18 protein-coding genes are annotated in these 19,705 nt (G+C 39.6%); 9 read left to right on the top strand and 9 right to left on the bottom strand.

The features are described from left to right. Window positions 1–100 precede the first annotated feature (100 nt). Window positions 101–1,456 (top strand): branched-chain amino acid transport system II carrier protein, encoded by a 1,356-nt coding sequence (brnQ, locus tag BN985_RS01235; protein ID WP_042220613.1) that lies wholly within the window; start codon window positions 101–103, stop codon window positions 1,454–1,456. Between the two features lie 49 nt (window positions 1,457–1,505). Here the strand turns inward: brnQ and BN985_RS01230 are convergent, their stop codons facing one another. Then, window positions 1,506–2,171 carry a GntR family transcriptional regulator gene (locus BN985_RS01230; protein WP_042220612.1) on the bottom strand — a complete coding sequence of 222 codons (666 nt, stop codon included), beginning with the start codon at window positions 2,169–2,171 and terminating at the stop codon, window positions 1,506–1,508. 110 nt (window positions 2,172–2,281) lie between these two features. Between BN985_RS01230 and BN985_RS01225 the strand changes: the two genes are divergently transcribed. Then, window positions 2,282–3,016: an EcsC family protein gene (locus BN985_RS01225; RefSeq protein WP_042220611.1), complete on the top strand. Its 735-nt coding sequence runs from the start codon at window positions 2,282–2,284 to the stop codon at window positions 3,014–3,016. 64 nt (window positions 3,017–3,080) lie between these two features. Here BN985_RS01225 and BN985_RS01220 read toward each other — a convergent pair whose 3' ends face one another. The 3 genes from BN985_RS01220 to BN985_RS01210 all read right to left on the bottom strand — a co-directional run bounded on the left by BN985_RS01220 (window position 3,081) and on the right by BN985_RS01210 (window position 6,657). After that, entirely contained in the window at window positions 3,081–4,691 is a 1,611-nt protein-coding gene (locus BN985_RS01220) for a catalase (RefSeq protein WP_042220610.1), read from the bottom strand. Window positions 4,692–4,888: 197 nt separating this feature from the next. Then, complete coding sequence (locus BN985_RS01215; protein ID WP_042220609.1) at window positions 4,889–5,713, bottom strand: ABC transporter permease; 825 nt, start codon at window positions 5,711–5,713, stop codon at window positions 4,889–4,891. Further along, entirely contained in the window at window positions 5,713–6,657 is a 945-nt protein-coding gene (locus tag BN985_RS01210; RefSeq protein ID WP_052360577.1) for a metal ABC transporter ATP-binding protein, read from the bottom strand. The genes BN985_RS01215 and BN985_RS01210 overlap by 1 nt, the downstream gene beginning before the upstream one ends. A gap of 277 nt (window positions 6,658–6,934) precedes the next feature. On the opposite strand from BN985_RS01210, the gene BN985_RS01205 reads away from it, so the two are divergent. After that, window positions 6,935–8,035, top strand: coding sequence for a mechanosensitive ion channel family protein (locus BN985_RS01205; RefSeq protein ID WP_042220608.1), 1,101 nt, complete (start codon window positions 6,935–6,937; stop codon window positions 8,033–8,035). A gap of 6 nt (window positions 8,036–8,041) precedes the next feature. On the opposite strand, the gene BN985_RS01200 is transcribed toward BN985_RS01205, so the two are convergent. Further along, window positions 8,042–8,809: a DUF3891 family protein gene (locus tag BN985_RS01200; protein ID WP_042220607.1), complete on the bottom strand. Its 768-nt coding sequence runs from the start codon at window positions 8,807–8,809 to the stop codon at window positions 8,042–8,044. A gap of 296 nt (window positions 8,810–9,105) precedes the next feature. On the opposite strand from BN985_RS01200, the gene BN985_RS01195 reads away from it, so the two are divergent. Further along, complete coding sequence (locus BN985_RS01195) at window positions 9,106–9,954, top strand: VOC family protein (protein WP_042222818.1); 849 nt, start codon at window positions 9,106–9,108, stop codon at window positions 9,952–9,954. 124 nt (window positions 9,955–10,078) lie between these two features. After that, window positions 10,079–11,032 carry a calcium/sodium antiporter gene (locus BN985_RS01190; protein ID WP_042220605.1) on the top strand — a complete coding sequence of 318 codons (954 nt, stop codon included), beginning with the start codon at window positions 10,079–10,081 and terminating at the stop codon, window positions 11,030–11,032. 372 nt (window positions 11,033–11,404) lie between these two features. Here the strand turns inward: BN985_RS01190 and BN985_RS01180 are convergent, their stop codons facing one another. The 3 genes from BN985_RS01180 to BN985_RS01170 form a co-directional block, all read right to left on the bottom strand. Beyond that, window positions 11,405–12,022 (bottom strand): alpha/beta hydrolase, encoded by a 618-nt coding sequence (locus BN985_RS01180; protein ID WP_042220602.1) that lies wholly within the window; start codon window positions 12,020–12,022, stop codon window positions 11,405–11,407. 21 nt (window positions 12,023–12,043) lie between these two features. After that, complete coding sequence (locus tag BN985_RS01175) at window positions 12,044–12,466, bottom strand: MarR family winged helix-turn-helix transcriptional regulator (protein ID WP_042220600.1); 423 nt, start codon at window positions 12,464–12,466, stop codon at window positions 12,044–12,046. 95 nt (window positions 12,467–12,561) lie between these two features. Then, window positions 12,562–14,142, bottom strand: coding sequence for a Vga family ABC-F type ribosomal protection protein (locus BN985_RS01170; RefSeq protein ID WP_042220599.1), 1,581 nt, complete (start codon window positions 14,140–14,142; stop codon window positions 12,562–12,564). Between the two features lie 935 nt (window positions 14,143–15,077). Between BN985_RS01170 and BN985_RS01165 the strand changes: the two genes are divergently transcribed. The 4 genes from BN985_RS01165 (at window position 15,078) to BN985_RS01150 (ending at window position 18,320) form a co-directional block, all read left to right on the top strand. Then, window positions 15,078–15,410, top strand: coding sequence for a PadR family transcriptional regulator (locus BN985_RS01165; RefSeq protein WP_042220598.1), 333 nt, complete (start codon window positions 15,078–15,080; stop codon window positions 15,408–15,410). Next, window positions 15,407–16,033, top strand: coding sequence for an HAAS signaling domain-containing protein (locus BN985_RS01160; protein ID WP_042220597.1), 627 nt, complete (start codon window positions 15,407–15,409; stop codon window positions 16,031–16,033). The genes BN985_RS01165 and BN985_RS01160 overlap by 4 nt, the downstream gene beginning before the upstream one ends. A gap of 99 nt (window positions 16,034–16,132) precedes the next feature. Beyond that, window positions 16,133–17,590, top strand: coding sequence for a DUF4153 domain-containing protein (locus BN985_RS01155; RefSeq protein WP_042220595.1), 1,458 nt, complete (start codon window positions 16,133–16,135; stop codon window positions 17,588–17,590). Window positions 17,591–17,618: 28 nt separating this feature from the next. After that, entirely contained in the window at window positions 17,619–18,320 is a 702-nt protein-coding gene (locus BN985_RS01150; protein WP_052360576.1) for an isoprenyl transferase, read from the top strand. A gap of 123 nt (window positions 18,321–18,443) precedes the next feature. On the opposite strand, the gene BN985_RS01145 is transcribed toward BN985_RS01150, so the two are convergent. Continuing rightward, window positions 18,444–19,580 carry a conserved virulence factor C family protein gene (locus BN985_RS01145; RefSeq protein ID WP_042220593.1) on the bottom strand — a complete coding sequence of 379 codons (1,137 nt, stop codon included), beginning with the start codon at window positions 19,578–19,580 and terminating at the stop codon, window positions 18,444–18,446. Window positions 19,581–19,705: the final 125 nt, after the last annotated feature.

Raw genomic sequence — 19,705 nt, 5'->3', positions numbered from 1 at the left:
TATTGCATTTTGCGACTAATGCTTGTAGTATGAATTGTACTGATATATTGCATATTAAAAATAAAAATAACATCGTAGATTAAACACAGGGGGATTAAAAATGAAGGACAAGCTTTCTTTTTCATCATATGCAGTGGTAGGTTTTATGCTTTTTGCTCTCTTTTTTGGAGCGGGTAATTTGATTTTCCCAGCGCAACTAGGTCAGAATGCTGGTGTGAATTTTTGGCCAGCCATACTGGGATTTTTGCTTACTGGAGTGGGTTTGCCGTTGCTCGGAATATTGGCGATGAGCTACTCTGGTAGTAAAAACCTTCAAGAATTAGCAAGTCGAATCCATCCGGCATATGGCATTGCCTTTACTGTTACACTTTATCTAACTATTGGTCCTTTCTTCGCTGCTCCAAGAACAGCCACGGTTGCATACGATGTGGGATTCTCTTCATTTGTTGGGGAAGGGACACAGCAAATAGGATTATTACTATTTTCGTTGTTATTTTTTGCAGCAAACTTGTTTTTCTCATTAAAGCCAGGAAAGCTTATTGATTATATTGGAAAAATACTGGCACCAAGCATCGTCGTACTTTTATTAATTTTGCTAGCAATGGTAATTACAAAGCCAATGGGCGATGTCCAGGCACCAGTGGGAGACTTCCAAAGCAATGCTTTTGTTCAGGGTTTTCTTGAGGGATATAATACAATGGATGCTCTCGCTTCCTTAGTTTTCGGAATCATTATTATTAAAACAATTAAGTCATTAGGCGTCTCATCTACCAAAGGGGTACTTGCCGCAACTGCTCGTTCAGGTTTAGTGGCTATTACATTATTAGGTATTATTTACATTGGGATTGCCTATTTAGGTGCAGTTAGTGTGCAAGAGCTTGGTATGTTCGCTACTGGAGGCCCAGTTTTGAGCGGGGGAGCTGCTTATTATTTCGGTCAAATCGGGACGGTTTTGTTAGCTGTAATCATTACATTGGCCTGTTTAACAACGAGTATTGGTTTAACAACAGCTTGCGCAGAGTATTTTCATGCACTCTTCCCTAAAGTAGGGTATAAAGCATTTGCGGTCTTCTTTACAGGGATTACTTTTATTATCGCTAATTTTGGGCTTTCTAATATTATCACATATTCTGTACCTGTACTGATGTTGCTTTACCCACTGGCAATTGTGTTAATGCTTTTAGCCTTTTCGTCAGGCCTTTTCCTGCATAGGAGGTCGGTTTACGCCATAACGACTGCTGTAACGTTACTGATCAGTATTACAGATGGTTTGAAGTCTCTTTGTGAGTCATTAGGCATAGACTACTTCAATTGGCTTGTACCGATTATTTCCTTCTATGAAAAGATACTGCCACTTTACAATCAAGGGCTTGGCTGGTTGCTGCCTGCTATAGCTATCATCCTTATCGCGAGTATCGGTTTACGACTTTTCATTAGAGAAGGAAAGGTTGCATAGAATGAAAAAGAGAGCACATTCGCTAATTGAGGCTAGCGAATGTGCTCTTTTAGTCTTTCTCATGTATTGCCTGAAATTCATCAATTGCCCGAAGCCAGTTTTCTTTCATAATAGGAGCGATTGCTTCCCTCTTTCCATCTCTCATAAGTTGGATGATGGCGTGATGTTCATCAACTGACTTCTCCGTTAAAATGATAGAGTTATGAAAGAATTGCCTTCTGACATGTGCTTGTAGGGAGGAAATAATATTATGGATATAGGAATTATTCGCTGTATCAACAATGATTTGGTGGAATTCCTCATCTATTTTAAGGGAAGCATAGTAGTTCTCTGATCGAATAGCATTGGCGAATCGTTCGTTTGTGCTCTCTAAAAGTTCCAGAGTATCTTCGGTAATATGGGAGACTGCTAATTCTGCTGATAAGGCTTGTAATGCAGCGAGTGGTGGCAACAGATCAAGAATGGCGTCCTTTTCGACCTCTGTTACTTGTGTTGCCTTTCCTGGATACATTTTTACAAAGCCTCGCATTTCTAACATTTGCAGTGATTCTCTAATCGGTGTTCTACTTACACCAAGCGCTTTGGCGAGTTCCGTATCATTTAATTTTTCACCAGGCTGTAAGGTTCCGTCGATAATCCATTGTTGGATTTGCGTAAAAGCATTTTCTTTAGCGGTTTGACGAACGGGTTTGGCGTGATTAGCTGGAATCGGCATAATGGTTCACCCACCTTTTCTGATATCGTATACTATTAGTATACATGAAATAGAGGACAAATGAAATATCCAATATATTGCCAAGTGAATGTAGGGAAGGGGGAGTAGCATTGAATGATTACGAAAGGAAATCCTACGAGAAATTGAAGGAATGGGAATGGGAGCTTTTTTCAAAAACAAGTGTGTTTAAAAGTTTTTCTAAAAAAGCTCAAACAAAAATAAATGGCATGATTCCAGAAAAAGTACACCAAGTTATGACCGAAGGGATTCAGCAAATGGTGAAAATGACGTTATATGGCTCCTATCACACGACAAGGAAACCAGAACTTGCTCAAGCAAGTCTTCAGGAAAAAGATGAGCTTGTTAAAGAGAAACTTACAGCTTATAGAAGAACAGCAACAGTAGAAGGCGCTGGCACAGGGGCTGGTGGGATTTTCTTAGGTTTAGCTGATTTCCCTTTGTTACTTTCGATTAAGATAAAATATCTCTTTGAAGTGGCAGCCATTTACGGATTTGATACAAAGGATTATTCTGAACGATTGTTTATTCTACATGTATTTCAGCTTGCTTTTTCTGATGATAGAAAAAAGAGAGAGACGTTCCACACACTTGATAATTGGAATGAAAAAAGACATGAGATCACAGAAATGGACTGGCGGACATTCCAGCAAGAGTATCGGGATTATATTGATTTGGTCAAATTACTGCAGCTTATACCGGGGTTTGGAGCAATTGTGGGAGCGTATGCCAATTACAATTTATTAGAACATCTTGGCAAGACAGCTATACACGCCTACCATTTACGGTTGTTTAAGGAAAGCCCGCTTGATTATGTGGAAGAGTAGGGTAACATAAAAAATAAGAGCCGATCAATGCTGGTCGGCTCTCTGTCTGTTCAAAAGTAAATTTTTAGTAAGGATCGGCCTCATGTCCTTTTTTAATCGCTTGTTCAGGTGCTTTTTCACTGTCCTTATTACCTAATGGGTTCATGCTCGATCCGTCTTTCTTTGCATTCGCAAGACCTTCACGAAGACGACGACCATATTCTTCATCAGCCTCTTCAGCAAGAGCGACCATTTTATCCTGAATACGCTGGTCACATTCAGCTAGATCACCAACCATATTGCCAATTAATTCATCTTTCTCCCAATCTTCAAATTGTCGGTAGGTCTCTCCGGCTTGTTTCGTATTATCGTTACGTTCAATAGACTCCCTGACTAATTTCCCTTGGACTTTAGGTGTATGTTCTTTTCCGGTTTGTTCTGTTTCCTTTAGTCCCCCAAGTGTGGAAGGCTCGTAGTTAACATGTGGATTCTGTCCTGGTGCCTTATCATTTTCGTAACGTAGCTGACCACCTTCTTGGTTTGTGGCAACGCGTTTTTTAGCTGCGTTAATCGGTAGTTGGAGGTAGTTAGCCCCAACGCGATAACGCTGTGTATCGGAATAGGAGAAGGTACGACCTTGCAGCATTTTATCATCAGAAAAGTCAAGTCCGTCTACTAACACACCAGTCCCAAATGAAGCTTGTTCCACCTCGGTAAAGTAGTTTTCGGGATTTTTATTTAAGACCATCTTTCCAACTGGAAGCCATGGGAATTGGTCTTCAGGCCAAAGTTTCGTATCGTCAAGTGGATCAAAATCAAGCTCAGGATGTTCTTCATCGCTCATAACCTGTACAAAAAGTTCCCACTCTGGATAATCGCCCTTTTCAATAGCATCATACAAATCCTGGGTTGCATGATTAAAATTCGTTGCCTGAATTTCAGCAGCTTCTTTCATGGTAAGGTTTTTAATACCCTGTTTCGGTTCCCAATGATACTTAACCAGCACGGCTTCACCTTCCTGGTTCACCCACCTGTACGTATTTACGCCAGAACCTTGCATCATACGGTAGTTTGCTGGGATCCCCCAGGGGGAGTAAACAAACGTAACCATATGAAAAGATTCAGGAGAGTTGGAGCAAAAATCAAAAAAACGCTGGCTATCTTGGATGTTCGTCATGGGATCTGGACGAAAAGCGTGGATCATGTCAGGGAACTTCATAGCATCGCGGATAAAAAAGATTTTGAGATTGTTTCCTACAAGATCCCAGTTTCCATCCTCAGTATAGAATTTAACTGCAAAGCCACGTGGGTCACGGACGGTTTCAGGTGAGTGATTTCCATGTACAACGGTAGAGAAACGTACAAATACTGGTGTTTGCTTCCCTTTATCCTGAAATACCTTTGCACGAGTGTATTTTGAAACAGGGTCATCTCCGGCTGTTCCATAGGTTTCAAAATAGCCGTGCGCACCTGCACCACGAGCATGTACAATCCGCTCGGGTACTTTTTCTCTGTCAAAGTGACTTATTTTTTCAATGAAGTCATAGTTTTCTAACGTAGCTGGGCCGCGGTTTCCTACTGTGCGTATGTTTTGGTTATTCGTGACGGGATGACCTTGTCTCGTGGTTAATGTGTCTTCGTTTTCTATGTTCGTTTGCCCGGTACGTGACTCTTTTTCACTCACAATATCAACCATCCTTTTTAAAATATTTCGTTCCCTATTAGCTTTCCCCAATTTGCTTAAAAAAACGCTCTTTTTTCCTGCGAAAATTCTAAAAATGAGTATCCGTCGAAATAGCTGATTGCGTTATACAAAGAGGGGATCCAAATTAAAAAGCATCCCCATCAAAATAGGAATGCTTTCTAATTTATCCATTTTTATAAGTTACATTGCTAATGCTCGTTACTAACTAGTTCAGCTTTTGCTATTAAGCGAACTGCTAGTATTAAGAGAATAATAGAAAGAGCTGTGGAAATAATGATCATCATTATATCTGGCTGGCCTAAGAAAAGGCTGCGAATTGCCGTAACTTGGTACGTTATTGGGTTAAACCAAGATATGAATTGAATATACACAGGTGCACTTTCTATCGCGTAAAATGTTGGAGCTGTAAACAAAATTGGCAGTGTCATTAAACCAAGTACAATGTCCCTTTGATGATAATCATTTATTCTTGTCGTAATGATAATACCTAAAGAACACCAAAATATAATCCCTACTATTCCAAGAGATATGGCAAGAAGTAAATTCGTAATGGAATAGCTTATCCCGTAGAACAAAGAAAGCACGGCAAGCAGTACTCCTTGAACTAAAAATACAAAAAACGGGTAAACCATCAATCCGGTTACATAACTAAGAGGCGATATGCCATTCATAAATTTGTACCCAAGAAGCCCCCATCGCTTATCAATGGTACTTCTGTATACGGTATGACCCATTAAGCTGATAACCAACATCATAAGAATACCAGGCAGTGTAAAGGCTAAAAAATCAACTTCCGTGCCATTTACTATAATTCCACCAGTCATCCCTCTTAATCCAGCCATGAAAAAAATGAGGTACAAAATAGGGTTTAGAAATGCATTCACTATTAAAGGTTTATTGTGCCATACTGCCTTTAGCTCATTCTCTGCCAGAATAAGGGTTTTGGCCCAGTGAAAGTGGGTCCCTTTGCGAAACGTTTTAGTATTTACAAAATTTGCATCGTTTTTCATCATCATACTTCCTCCCTTGCTCTTGCGACTTCTAGATATGCTTCTCGAAGCCCAGGGGAAGTCCGATTTATGTCTATCACGAATACAAGTGAATCTAGTGTATTTATTATCTGTCCAATTGGTGTATTCCTTTTGATTTCTATTACTAAAGGTTTTAAATCGTTAATCGTAACGACACCTTCAATTGCTTCTAACTTAAATTTTTCTAGCTCTGCTAGCTCTCCCTCATACTCAATCGTGAGTATCTCTTTATCGCGATAACGAGAAATGAATTTCGTTATAGGCTCATAAGCTACAATACTTCCTTGCTTTAAAAGCAACACGCTATCACAATAACTGTCCAATAGATTTAGATCATGTGAAGATACGATTACTAGGCCACCTTTATTTGCTTTCTCTTTTAAATGGGACAGTAATTTCTCTGATGATTCAGCATCAAGGCCAGTAGTAGGTTCATCCAATATCATAATGTCTGGATGGTGGACGAGGGCTCTGGCAATTTGAACTCTTTGTTGCTGACCACCTGATAATGCATCCACATCTCGATCTTTATATTCTAATAATCCAACTAAATCAAGCGCTGCAAGTGTATCTATTTTTGAGGTTTTTCTACTTTTTCCCGCTAATCTTGCGCTAACGACAACATTGTCAAATACATTTACATACCAATCTATTGCATGTGTTTGTTTACTCCAACCAATGTTATGGAAAGGGGTGTTACGATTTATGAGATCTTTATTGAAAAAGACGTCACCTGTTGTGGGCTTCATTAGCCCACATAGTGCGTTCAAAAAGGTAGACTTACCAGCACCATTTGCACCGACAAGCGCTATTAATTTACCCTTTTTAAATGTCACATTAATATCTTCAATTCCCCAAACTTTATTATCATATTGAACACCAAGCTGGGATACTTCAATTACATTTTCGTATAAATTAGTAACCAATTAATTCACTCCTTATTTTATAATGTTATAAAATAAGGTTTTTTACTAATTCTCTAATTCCCATATATCTAATGCTCCTCACATTGTAAGTCGTTTCCAATTTCATCCTCAGTATAACTTACTTTCTAGCTTTAAGGCAATGAATAGTTGGATTAATGAGAATAATATAAAAAATCGCGGGCGTTTTCATTTTTAAAATGAATTTATCTTTTTATGACTATTCTACCGGGACAGGCTATATACATAGTAATAGAAAAACTATCGGGGGTAGCTATAAATGTTTTGGGATTTTGTACAACAGTACCAATTTCATCTAAATACAGCTTTGTCTATTATTATCCTCGCAATCTTTCTTTTGCTCAGAATTCGGTTTACAAACTTTTTCTTTCGTATGTTATTGAAGGTAAGTAGGAATACATGGAATGGATTTTTTGCGCAACTTCAAACATCATTTGAAAAGCCATTACAGCTGTTAATAACTGTTATTGGCATATACATAGCGGCAAAGGGGTTCCCATATTTTAATGAAAGCAATGCCTTATTTAACCATTTAGTTCGTTCATCGGTAATCTTTGCGGTGGGATGGGGACTATACAATCTTTCCTGTTCTTCATCTGTGCTATTTTCTAAAATAAATCATAAATACAATGTAAAAATTGATCATATTTTAATCCCGTTTTTTTCAAAAGCACTGCGGCTCATTATCGTAGCCATCGGTATTAGTGTTATTGCCCAGGAATTTGATTATGATATTAACGGCTTTGTTGCTGGTCTAGGTATTGGCGGACTTGCCTTCGCTTTAGCAGCAAAGGATGCGTTAGCAAACTTATTCGGTGGGATCATTATTATTACAGAAAAGCCTTTTACCATTGGAGATTGGATTAAAACACCAAGCGTTGAAGGAACTATTGAAGATATTAGCTTTCGCAGTACGAAAGTACGAACCTTTGCCCAAGCGCTTGTCACTGTCCCCAATGCGACACTTTCAAATGAGGCAATAACAAATTGGAGCAAAATGGGGAAGCGCCAAATCACGTTTAAATTGTCCTTAATGTATGGGGCAAAAAGAGAACAATTGGAAGGGATAGTAAAAGAGATTCAAGTTCTCCTAAGGCATCATGACGCCATAAACAAGGAAACGATTCTAGTAAACGTGGATGCGTACGGCGAAAATGGCTGGGAAATCTTCCTTTATTTCTTCACAAATACTACAGATTGGGAAGAACACTTGAAGGTAAAGCAAGAGATTAACCTTGCTATTCTAGCTATTATTGAAAGAGAAAAACTCGAGATTGCCATCCCTACAAGGAAGTTATATGTGGAGCCGGAAATGGTGAAGGAGAAGCAGAGAGAGACGTTATTAGGACAGGAAAGCTAAAAGATTCTAGCTTTCCTGTTTTTCTTTAATTTGGATAGTGGTTTGTTTAAATGGTGCTCCTACATAGCTGTTAATAAGGCCATTTTTACGTATTTGGTTTTTGGTAATTTTTTTAAAAGTGTATGTGATGGAGAAGGGATTTTTAAATGGAAATTCCTTAATTAAAATCTCTTCATTATTTGCCCATGTTAAGGCCATCTTCTCTTGGGAAAAATGAGGAAGCGCACTGGAAAGCGGTATTCCCTTGGTGAAGAAGGGGTGGCTGTTTTCTCCAGGCTCATTTAGGCATAAAAACAATGATAAATTATCGCAAAACTGTAGTAATGCATAGTGGTAGGAAAAAAGTTTTTCATCAAAGGAAGCGAGTGATGAATGTATTATTTCCTGCCTCTTCTTTTCCTGCTCTACAAAAATTCTACCTGATTCCGTATCGTCCTGTTTGAGAAAACGGACATAATGCTCACTACATAATAACGCGGAATATAAATCAGTTGATTGTACCTGATCAATTCCATGCGAATAGAGTAATGTTTTCATTGGCGCAGGAAAGTCTATAAAGCTATACGGCATTTCTTTTGCATCATTCCAAAATGGTTGTTTATCTGCTGGGATCCACCCAGCATCATGTTGCTGGGTGGCAAAAATAACAGACTCTTGCAATGGTGAATCGATGAATGAACCCATCTTCCACTGTTTGATAAGTTCCCCTGAGGCAAGCGCATGATTATGTTGTTCAACAAGAATAAAGTCATGATCGCGTTCTCGAATGATCACAATAAGGCACCCTCTCTTAGCACAGAAGTTTATAACTTCATTATAACATTTAGACTGTTTCTCGGCATAACAACGGGAGCGATTCAACTTCGCTCATAAGGTTGATATCTCGCGTCAAGAGCGATATCCCGTTCCTAATGGCCGATGCCCCTCTAGTATAGGCTGATATCCTAGCCCTTATGGTCAATAATATAACGTAAGTCGATTTAAGTATGCTATACTAATTAGGTTACAATAAGTAAGTTAGTTTTATAAAGTGCCTCTTTTAGAAAAGAGGATGAATAGGAGTGGATCTTGTGGAAAAAAAGTTTTTTAATGAGCCGGCAACATATGTAGGGGGGCTCTCTATCAATGTGACAGACCTTCAACAAGCTATAGATTTTTATCAAACCGTTATAGGCTTTCAGGTTTTGGATAAGACTGAACGGACAGCGAGGCTTTCTGCGAATGGTAAAACAGCCATGCTAACGCTTGAAATGCCAGAAAATGTTACGGAAAAAGAGCGGAGAACGACAGGATTATACCATTTTGCTATCCTTTTACCGAACAGAGCTGCACTATCTTCCTTTCTGGAGCATGCTCTCAAACGAGGTGTACAGCTTGGTGCTGCTGATCATGAGGTGAGTGAAGCACTCTATCTATCAGATCCTGATGGTAACGGTATTGAAGTTTATTCTGATAGGGACTCAAGTGGGTGGAACTGGAATGGTGATCAGGTTAAAATGGGAACAGATCCACTAGATGGTGATGGACTGTTAGCGGAAGAACGTGAGGTATGGAGTGGATTACCGGAAGAGACAATTCTCGGCCATATCCATCTACATGTTGCTAATTTAAAAGCATCAGAGACTTTTTATAATCAAGGGTTAAACTTCTCTGTAGTAACGCGATATCCTGGTGCACTATTCATTTCAACAGGGGATTACCACCATCATATCGGCCTAAATACTTGGAATGGTGAGGGAGCTAAAACGCCACAACCAAACCGGGTTGGATTAAATTGGTTTTCCCTTGTATTTCCTAATGAGAATTCTAGAACAGAGGCAGTTAACCGTCTTATAGAAGCACAAGTAAAAGTGAAGACATACCCTGAATATAGTGAAGTTAAAGATCCTGCTGGTAACACCATTCGCCTCACCTTATAGTGACTAACTTAGCGAGAGATTCCATATTTTAAGTTAAAATAAAATCGAAAACTTTCGAAGACGGGATTTGGGGTATGGTTTTCTAGGGGGTCAATTCTCATTCAGAAAAAGGACGTGGGAAAGCTTGTCTTATTTATTTTTACTGGTAGGATTTGTATTACTCATTAAAGGTGCGGATTTGTTTGTTGATGGGTCCTCAAATATTGCAAGACTTCTCAGAGTACCACCCATCCTTATTGGTTTAACCATTGTTGCTTTTGGAACCAGTTCTCCAGAAGCAACAGTAAGTATTATTGCGGCAATGGAGGGGAGCTCTGATGTTTCGTTAGGTAATGTAATCGGAAGCAATATATTTAATCTCACTCTTGTCGTAGGGATAGCGGCTATTATTTTCCCTTTAAAAGTGGAAAACGAGACGATACGTAAGGAAATTCCCTTTACTCTACTAGCGGGTGGCGCACTTTTAGTAGTGATAAATGATGTCTTTTTACAGGACCATAGCAATAATCTGATTACCCGTAGTGATGGTCTTATTTTCCTCTTATTTTTATCCGTTTTTATGTACTATGTAATTGAAGTAGCGCTTAAAAGTCGCCAAGACAGTCAAAATGAAGCTATTTCAGACGATATTAAATGGGGGAAAAATATAGGGCTTACTATTTTGGGGCTTGCTGGAATTGTTTTTGGTGGGGAGCTGGTTGTTAGTAATGGTACAGAAATTGCTTATGCAGTCGGGATGAGCGAAACGTTGGTCGGCCTCACGATCATCGCAATAGGTACCTCACTTCCTGAACTTGTAACATCCATCACGGCAGCCTTGAAGAAGCAAAGCGATATTGCACTTGGAAATATTGTCGGTAGTAATATCTTCAATATTTTGTTTGTACTTGGAGCCTCTTCTGTTATCACACCACTATCTGTTAGCAGTAAAGTGGGGATAGACGTCGTAATCATGCTTCTTTTAACGATTTTATTGCTCGTGTTTTCGCGGACGAATTTCCGTGTTGGAAAGCGGGAGGGTGCTGTACTAGCTATTTTCTATCTGATGTACCTCGTTTATATTATAATGCGAAACTAAAAAATCCGCATAGGAGGCCTTCTATGAAAGGATCCTATGCGGCTAGCACTTTTTAAGAATCTCTTAACGGTCGCTTGAGCTTTTGTTTGTAGTAAAGATGGTATAAAGAATTGAGCTTTATTAGATTCCTTACCAGGAACGGCCGCGTCCAGCTCCAGCTCCAGCTCCCAGAGACTAGCGAGACTTCCCTCACCTTCGTACAATAAAGAAGACTTGCCGATTGGTGTTAACCAGAGGCTTAGTCGCACTTATACCCGGAGGGTGAAAGTCAACATCGGCGCCCTGCGGTGCCGTGTTTCCTTTATCTCCTACGGCTCAGTCCAAAAGGTTTTCGGTGGGGCGAGTAACCGCAGTCCCCAGTCCGTACGTCTCTTAACGGTCGCTTGAGCTTTTGTTTTGATACCAAGCTGCTGCGGCTTCTACCTCACTGAGTGTCAGCTGGTGTCCATGGTTTTCCCAGTGGACTTCCACATTTGCGGAAGCCTCTTGTAATAGTTGTTGTAAATCCTTTGATTCTTGAGACGGGCAAATCGGATCATTGGTTCCAGCTGTAATGAAGACTCTTTTGCCACTTAAGTCAGGCAGACTAATTCCTCTGCGTGGCACCATAGGGTGGTGCAGAATCGCTGCGTTTAATGCTTCCTTATAGTGAAACATTAAGCTTGCGGCAATGTTAGCGCCATTGGAATACCCAACTGCAGTAATTGTGCTTCGGTCAAATTCATATTTCTCGGATGCTTCATTCAGAAATTGATTTAATTCATCTGTTCGAAAAATGAGATCCTCTTCATCAAATACGCCTTCAGCTAAACGTCTAAAGAATCTAGGCATTCCATTTTCTGAAACATTCCCTCTTACACTTAATACATTCGCTTCGGGGTCAATTTTATCAGCTAATGCAAGCAGATCCTGCTCAGTACCTCCAGTGCCGTGCAGCAATAAGAGAGTAGGTCTTTGCGGATTACTGCCCTTCTTAAAGATATGTTTCATTACCATGCTCCTTCCCGTGTTTTAGGCTTTGAGGCCCACCTTTTTCAATGTCTCTATTACAACACGCATATCCTCTTCACTAACTCCTTCGAATAAATCCTCAATCACTTGTTGATGCTTTGGAAAGATTTCCTGCATTAACTGTGTTCCTTTGTTGGTAATCTGGATATAGACAACACGCCGGTCTTCCTTGCAATGCTCTCTTTCTAGTAAACCTTTTGTCTCCAGTTTATCAATAACATAGGTGATAGAGCCGGTATTAATTAAGACTGCTTCGGATATTTGTCTAACCGTTTGGCGCCCCTTATGAAAGAGTGTCTCCAGGATGGCAAATTCAGAAGTTTTCATACCATAGCTTTGGATATCTTGTTTTACTCGCTCTTGTATCGTTTTAGAGGATTTCATTAAAACGACAAATGCTTTTAATGAAAGGTTTTCGGCCAATATGCTCATCCTCCTTTAATATATTTAATTAATGTATTATTAATTAAATATATATAAAAATATGGTCAAAGTCAATGAATAGCTAAACACAGTTGTTATTTTTGAAGCTTTTTTTGAAGTTCTCTCTTTTGCTCTAAAAGGTTTTGAAAGGTACTGTCCAATTCCTTGGAAGGTTCTATACTTAATCTGCTTAGTGTCTCCGTTATTCTTGTTTCAATGATGAAAAGTTCTTCTTCTACTTGGCTGAGTGATTCAGATGCACTGTCATTTTTATAAGCTTGAAAATCTCCTTCTACAATGTGAAGGGTACTGTCTTCAATGGAAAAGACGCGACTTGCAAGATGCTCTATAAAGCGTCTGTCATGGGATACCACAATAATAGTACCTTCATAATCTGACAGCAAATTTTCTAGCGCTTCTACTGCTTCAATATCTAAATAATTAGTTGGTTCGTCCAAGACTAACGTATTAATATCATTTAGGAGTAGTTTTGCGAGTGCTACTTTAACGCGCTCACCACCACTTAAGATATCCACTTTCTTATATACATCATCACGAAAAAAACGTAGCCTGGCAAGAACAGTACGGATTATTGTTTCCTCTTGACTGGATGTTTCGCTAATATTCTCTAAAATGCTTTTTTCCTTATCTAGAATATCAAGGTTTTGACTAAAGTAACCAATTTTTATGGCAGCAGAGTGTGTAACACCTGGAGCTTCCTTCATAAGCTTTTTTATAAGTGTGGTTTTTCCACTGCCATTTGGTCCCACAATGGCAATCTTATCCCCCCCAGATATTGTAAAGCTTACATCCTTCCACAGTTTACGTTTTCCTGCTTTTGCGGAAAGTTCTTCGACACGAAGAATGATGCGGTTGCGTATGCGATCTTCATTTGGTAATTGCATTTTAATAGGTGCTACTTCCTTAACTTTATCAACCTTTTCTAATTTATCTAATCTGGTTTCGATGGCTTTTGCTGTTTTGCGTAGTTTCTTTTGTTTGTTTGCAAAATACGGCTTTGCACCCGTAATCTTCGCCTCTGAATTGCTTGTATGCTTCGGCTTCTTTGTTGCTCGCTGGGCTTTTTGTTCTTTAATCTCAAGCGCCTCTTCTAGTTGTTTCTTCTTTTTTTCATACTGTGCGTGAGCCTGCCGCTTTTGTTCTACTTCTTGTTCCTTCTGTCTTGCATAATCAGAATAATTTCCTTTGTATTCTGTTATGGTTCCTTCGTCGAGTTCCCAAATTTTATTGCAAAGTGCATCAAGGAACGCCCTGTCATGCGAAATTACCACCATGGCCCCTTGTCGTTTTTTTAGCTGTGTTTCCAGCTTCTCGATATGGGCTGTATCAAGGTTTGTTGTAGGCTCATCAGCAAATATTAGTCCAGCATTTTTGGAAAAAGCATCGTTAATATATTCCTGGGTCACCTCACCACCACTCTTTACCGTATCTGTTCGCTTTAATTGTGGGATGTGAGCGATAGACGTGTTTACTGTTACGAGCCCGTTGTCAGGAGCTTTTTTACCTGCGAGGACCTCAAGTAATGTTGTCTTTCCACTGCCGTTCTTTCCAACAAGGCCAATACGATCATGTGCATGTATAGCAAGGTATTCTAGATGGACTAAACGACGATCCCGGGCGTCAATGTTTATATCGCGTGCTTCTATTAAACGCATAAATATCCTCTCCGTTCCAGTTTATTAAGACTTGTATAATCCATTTGCAAAAAGGCCACGTCTAGCTCTAGCGCCCAGAGACTAGCGTGACTTCCCTCACCTCCGTACGATAAAGAAGACTTGCCGATTGGTGAAAACCAGAGGCTTAATCGCACTTATACCCTTGCGGTGAAAGTCAATATCAGATCCCTAGATTATTGTAGGTCGACTAAAATCGGCCTTGTCGGCCAACGCCGACATACCCCTTTTGCAGGGGCATATTTCCTTTATCTCCTGCGGTTCACTCCAGTCCGTACGTCTCTAAACAGTCGCTTCCGCTTTTGCTTTGGAGCTAAAAAAAGCCTCCTATTCGTTTTTAGAATAGAAGGCAGCATGCAGGTGTAGCACAAAAAAGGATACTTCCCCCTTGTGCAGCTATCCAAATACATGAAACAATCCTATTCTAAAAACATTCATAAGCGGCATGTTAGAAAAACTCGCATTCGCTTGTCTTTTGGAGAATGTGCACGTTTTTCTTATACTTGGGTCTTCAAAATTTTAACTAAGTCGTTATTGCTTCCTAGCTAAGATTTTATACTTCCCAACGTGCAAAAAAGACAGATCTTGTCTGTTTTTCTTATCATACCTATGCAGATGTTTTTCAAGTGAAATAGGATTATAACTTCATGTACCCGGGTCACCCTTTCGTTTTAAGTTAGTGCTATTATATAAGAAACAAGGTGTGCTGTCTAGATTGAAACGGAGTGTCCATCGATGATGCAGTAGAGACCATTGCTGAACGGGGTGACATTTCACTTTTACCTGACAAGCGCTCATGGATAAGAAAAAGGATAGACCAGTTAAAGATTATGCTCCAGTAAATGGGATAAATGCTTTACAAACAGAAAATAATTATATATAGTGAACATACCTAATAATTCTAGGTAGGTGATAAAATGTTTAATCGGGAGCTAGTGAAAGGCAGTACCTCTTTGCTTGTATTACAGTTGTTGGAAGAACGGGATATGTACGGTTATGAACTTGTAAAGGAAATGGATCAGCGTAGTGAGCATAACCTGCAAATTAAGGAAGGTACCTTGTATCCGGCACTACATAAACTGGAAAAACAGGAGTATATTGAATGCTATTGGCAAAACCAGGAGAAGGGGCCTGCCCGTAAATATTATCGGATTACCGAACAGGGGAAGGAAATGCTTGAGGAGAAGACGAGTGAATGGCACCGTTATGTTCAAGTGATGAATAACCTGATTCGGAGAAACGAAACATGAATCAGGGAGCAAAAACCTTCCAAGAGAAATTAGCAGATGAGCTTGACGACCATCCGGATAAAGAGTCGATTCTGGCTGAATATCAGGCCCATATTTATGAATTAGAACAAGAGACAGAGGGGAAAAGCTCTTACCCCATATTAGTTGAAAGGCTTGGGGAACCAGAGGAAATTGCTTCGTTGTGGAAACAGGAGGCAGCGATTACGCCTAAGAAAACACAATGGCTCTTTGTAATCTTAAATGTGGCTATATTCTTAGGTGGTGCTATCTTAACTATTATTTATCATGTATTTGATTGGAATTGGACAGATATTCTTTGGGAGGGTCTCACTAAATCAGCGTCCGTCATCATGGTGGTCTACACTTTTTTCTGGGGATTGCTCGGCTATGAGATAGGCAAAGAGTTTGGAGAAGCCGGAAGGAAACTGTTAAAAAAAACGTTTATTATTTGTTTAATTCCTAATCTGGTCTTAATGTATTTGGTTATATTTAAATTTATTCCACATAAATGGTTTGAACCATTGATAAGTTTGCCGTTTATTGTGGCGTGTATCGGCTTTACGGTCGTATTATACCCCGTCAGCCGACTAGGGTATAAATGGGGGCGGAAGAAATCTGTGTAACGTATTTCCTTCCTTCTGTCCCAAAACGGATATTTTTTTACCTATATACATAGAATTACTATGCATATAGAATTACAAAGTATGCTTGGAGGATATTCCATGAAAGTTGAAGTGTCAAAAAAAGATTTTCTGTTTTTAGTCGTTTGCATAGGGCTAGGAGTGTTAGCGGAAATTAGCTTTTTCCATGGTCGTATTGGCGTCTCGTATCTATTGTTTGTTGCCGGATTTTACAGCATTCTTTTTTATCGCACTGGCTTTGCTTTTTATCATAGAAGAATCGGATTACTCTTAATGCTCATAATCTGGATATTGGCAGGGAGTTATCTCTATTACGATTCGATTTTGTTTTATGGTCTCAACTTATTTGTTATCCCTGTGTTGATGTATTTCCATGTCATTTTAATTACAACACCAGAAAATTATAACTGGGCATCGAGTTATTTTATCGCGATATTAAAATTAAAGATAGAGCAACTGTATCAGTATATAATTGCCTTTTTTCAAAGTATCTTCCACTACATGTTTAAGAATGTGGAGGAAGGAACGTCTAAGGTGATAATTCGTATTTTAATTGGAATTGGCTTTAGCTTACCTCTTCTGTTTGTTATTGGAGCTCTTTTAATGTCGGCTGATTCGGTGTTTGAGGAAATGCTTGTTTCCTTGCCAGAGTTTCTTCTTCAATTAAACTTTCTTGAAGGTTTATTCCGAACATTGTTTGTCATGATAGCTGCACTCTTGTTTTTCGGGCTGTTTCAGGCAATTCGAATGAAGAGATTCCCAAAACAGTCTTATGATCATGATAAACAAGTGACCGGATGGGAAGGCATTACATCGGTTACCATTCTTTCTATTTTAAATCTGTTGTACGGCCTTTTTGCAGCTGTTCAATTCACCTACTTTTTTGGGGGGAGCTTGGAGGAAGGGTTCACTTATGCAGAGTATGCACGACGAGGGTTCTTTGAATTGATTATTGTAACATTGATCAATTGGACATTGCTTATCAGCTTTTTAACGTTTGTTAAAGCCTCAGTAAAAGTAAACCGTGTATTAAAAATCCTTTATACATTGTTAATTGTTTTTAGCGCCATTTTGCTCGCATCTGCCTACCAACGGTTAAGCATGTATGAATCAGCTTTTGGTTACACCATTGATCGAGTATTGGCACATGGGTTTATGATATTACTTATGGTCATTTTCGCATACACCTTAATAAAAGTATGGCTTGAAAAAGTGTCCCTACTACATTTTTATTTGATCGCAGCAATTCTATTTTATACAGGGCTAAATGCAGTTAATGTAGAGCAAGTTGTGACCAAACAAAATATAGCTAGATACGAGAAAACGGAGAAAATAGATATTCACTATTTAAACTCGCTATCTTATACGGGTTGGGATGGTTTGTTGGAAATCTATAAGTCCGACCCGAATTACAAGGGATTGAAACCAATGTTGACACAAATAAGAGAAAGGCTACGCCAGAAAGAAGAAGATCCGTGGCAATCTTATAATTTCAAACGACAGGAAGTCATGCAAAAATTTAAAGAGATGGACTTTTAATAAAATGAAAGGTAAGGAGATGTTTTCGATGGGTAAAAGTGTCCCAAAGCATGTAGCGATTATGATGGATGGGAACGGAAGATGGGGAAAACAGCGAGGACTAACGCGAAGTGAGGGCCATTATGCCGGAGCGAAAACGATGGAGAAAATTATTGATGCCAGCATTGACTTAGGTATTGAAGTTCTAACGCTTTATGCCTTTTCTTCTGAAAACTGGTCAAGGCCAATGGAGGAAGTAAACTACTTAATGCATTTGCCTGTTAAGTTCTTTAAACAGAAGCTTCCTGAGTTTCAAAGACGCAATATTGTTGTCCGTATATCCGGTAATTTAGAAGCACTACCTAGTCGTACAAGAACTGCGTTGAGAAATGCGGTAAATGAAACAGAGGCTAATACAGGATTGATCGTAAATTTCGCCTTTAACTATGGCGGGAGGGACGATATTTTGCAGGCAGTACGACATATTGTGAGGGAATTGCAAGACGAAAAGATGGATCTCACGCAGTTGAATGAACAAGTCCTTCAGCAATGTTTGTACACAAAGGAACTCCCCGATCCAGAGTTGGTTATACGAACAGGTGGAGAGAAGCGGATGAGTAATTTTCTCTTATGGCAGTCCTCAACTGCAGAGCTATACTTTACAGACGTCTATTTTCCTGACTTTGAAGGCCCATTACTAGAAAAAGCAGTTCGCTTTTACCAAGGGAAAAACTCTGAACTCATTGTATAAACCGCCTGCTAAATAAAAATACCGTTAGTAACGTATAAAACACTAACGGTAATAACTGAAGGCTCCCTTTAGGGGGAGCACATACTAACATTAATCTACCAGAGTGCGTGGCACTAGGGTGGATTATTTTTGTTTGGCCGCCTCTGTCATTTGATGCCATATCGACCCTTTAGCACGCTCTCCACCTTCGATTCGAGCCAAAGCCATTTTAACTTGCATCCTTACCTCGAACTCTAGATCCTGTAAGGCATCATTTAATGCAGGGATGGCAGTTTCATCGCCGAGCTCGTATAGGAACATGGCTGCCCGCCAACGGACAAGACGACTTTTGTCGGTCAAAGAGTTGATCATTTCTGGCATCGCTTCTTCAAAGCCAAGGTCTGATAGACAATCACCCGCTGTCCTTCTAACATTAACTGCCTTGTCTTTTAAGGCTTTGTATAAGTATGGCAATACTTGTTTATTTTCAATCATACCGAGATAGGCGGTCGCAAGTCTTCTAATAGATGCTTTTTCATCTTGGAGCGCCTTATCCAGAACAGGTAAGTCTTCCTCTGTTGGATCCATTCTATCTAATGCAGCATAGCGATCCTTCCAATTAGGAGCCTCCATCATTTCCATCGTAACCTTTTGATAGAATGAACGATTGCTGGCAGTTTCATTATTCAACGCATACTTTACAAGATCTTCAAGTCTTGCATCATCATAACTAGCGTTTACTTCCTCCAAGACCTCTTTTCCGATCTCCTCAAGGTCTCCATACCGAGGAGATTGTTCTACCCATTTACGTTCCATCAACATATTATCCGAAGTCTCTGAAGCTTTCATAGTGGCATTCATAAAACGTTCAGGAAGTCCGAAACGTTTTTCGACTTCTCCCTCTTCTAATTTTACCTGCATAGGGATATAGCGGAACATCTGAAGATAGACATGAACTTCACCGAAAGCTTCTTCTTGTTGCCCAGCATTTGTTTCTTGTTTTTCTTCTTCTTGTTGCTCGGAAGAACCTAGGGCCTGGCGTACAGCGGGAAGGATTTCCTCCCAAGGGATGCGTGGGTTCCTTTCCAGAGCAATGAAATCGACCACCCGATAAAGTCCTTTCACCCCGTCAATTTGAAACAAATCGCGAACATAGGCTGGTGCCTCTTGCATTTCATCATCTCGCTTATAATTCTCTGTCTGCCCATCTGGCAGTTTTTCGTCGACATTTACCTTCATGGAGTAAGGGCTTGGGGTCGGCTCAATCGAAATAATTTTCATATGCTACATTCCTCCTCTTACGCGTCCGTATCTTGACTATATTTTAACAAAGAGCGGGGTCTTAATCCAATTGGCCATTCTATATACGATTGCCCATTGACAATTTTTTGAGCTTTGAGTATAGT

The organism is Oceanobacillus manasiensis, assembly GCF_000724085.1.
In the GTDB taxonomy this organism is placed as follows: domain Bacteria; phylum Bacillota; class Bacilli; order Bacillales; family Amphibacillaceae; genus Oceanobacillus_B; species Oceanobacillus_B manasiensis.
The sequence above is the reverse complement of the archived record's forward strand: the minus strand, read 5'-3'. Positions and strand labels throughout refer to the sequence as shown.

What these genes read in the sequence shown, in the direction of transcription:
- BN985_RS01165 (WP_042220598.1), top strand. Translation starts at nt 15,078, where the DNA reads ATGTTTAATCGGGAGCTAGTGAAAGGCAGTACCTCTTTGCTTGTATTA.
- BN985_RS01160 (WP_042220597.1), top strand. Translation starts at nt 15,407, where the DNA reads ATGAATCAGGGAGCAAAAACCTTCCAAGAGAAATTAGCAGATGAGCTT.
- BN985_RS01150 (WP_052360576.1), top strand. Translation starts at nt 17,619, where the DNA reads ATGGGTAAAAGTGTCCCAAAGCATGTAGCGATTATGATGGATGGGAAC.
- BN985_RS01145 (WP_042220593.1), bottom strand. Translation starts at nt 19,580, where the DNA reads ATGAAAATTATTTCGATTGAGCCGACCCCAAGCCCTTACTCCATGAAG.
- BN985_RS01205 (WP_042220608.1), top strand. Translation starts at nt 6,935, where the DNA reads ATGTTTTGGGATTTTGTACAACAGTACCAATTTCATCTAAATACAGCT.
- BN985_RS01230 (WP_042220612.1), bottom strand. Translation starts at nt 2,171, where the DNA reads ATGCCGATTCCAGCTAATCACGCCAAACCCGTTCGTCAAACCGCTAAA.
- BN985_RS01180 (WP_042220602.1), bottom strand. Translation starts at nt 12,022, where the DNA reads ATGAAACATATCTTTAAGAAGGGCAGTAATCCGCAAAGACCTACTCTC.
- brnQ (WP_042220613.1), top strand. Translation starts at nt 101, where the DNA reads ATGAAGGACAAGCTTTCTTTTTCATCATATGCAGTGGTAGGTTTTATG.
- BN985_RS01215 (WP_042220609.1), bottom strand. Translation starts at nt 5,713, where the DNA reads ATGATGAAAAACGATGCAAATTTTGTAAATACTAAAACGTTTCGCAAA.
- BN985_RS01170 (WP_042220599.1), bottom strand. Translation starts at nt 14,142, where the DNA reads ATGCGTTTAATAGAAGCACGCGATATAAACATTGACGCCCGGGATCGT.
- BN985_RS01220 (WP_042220610.1), bottom strand. Translation starts at nt 4,691, where the DNA reads ATGGTTGATATTGTGAGTGAAAAAGAGTCACGTACCGGGCAAACGAAC.
- BN985_RS01155 (WP_042220595.1), top strand. Translation starts at nt 16,133, where the DNA reads ATGAAAGTTGAAGTGTCAAAAAAAGATTTTCTGTTTTTAGTCGTTTGC.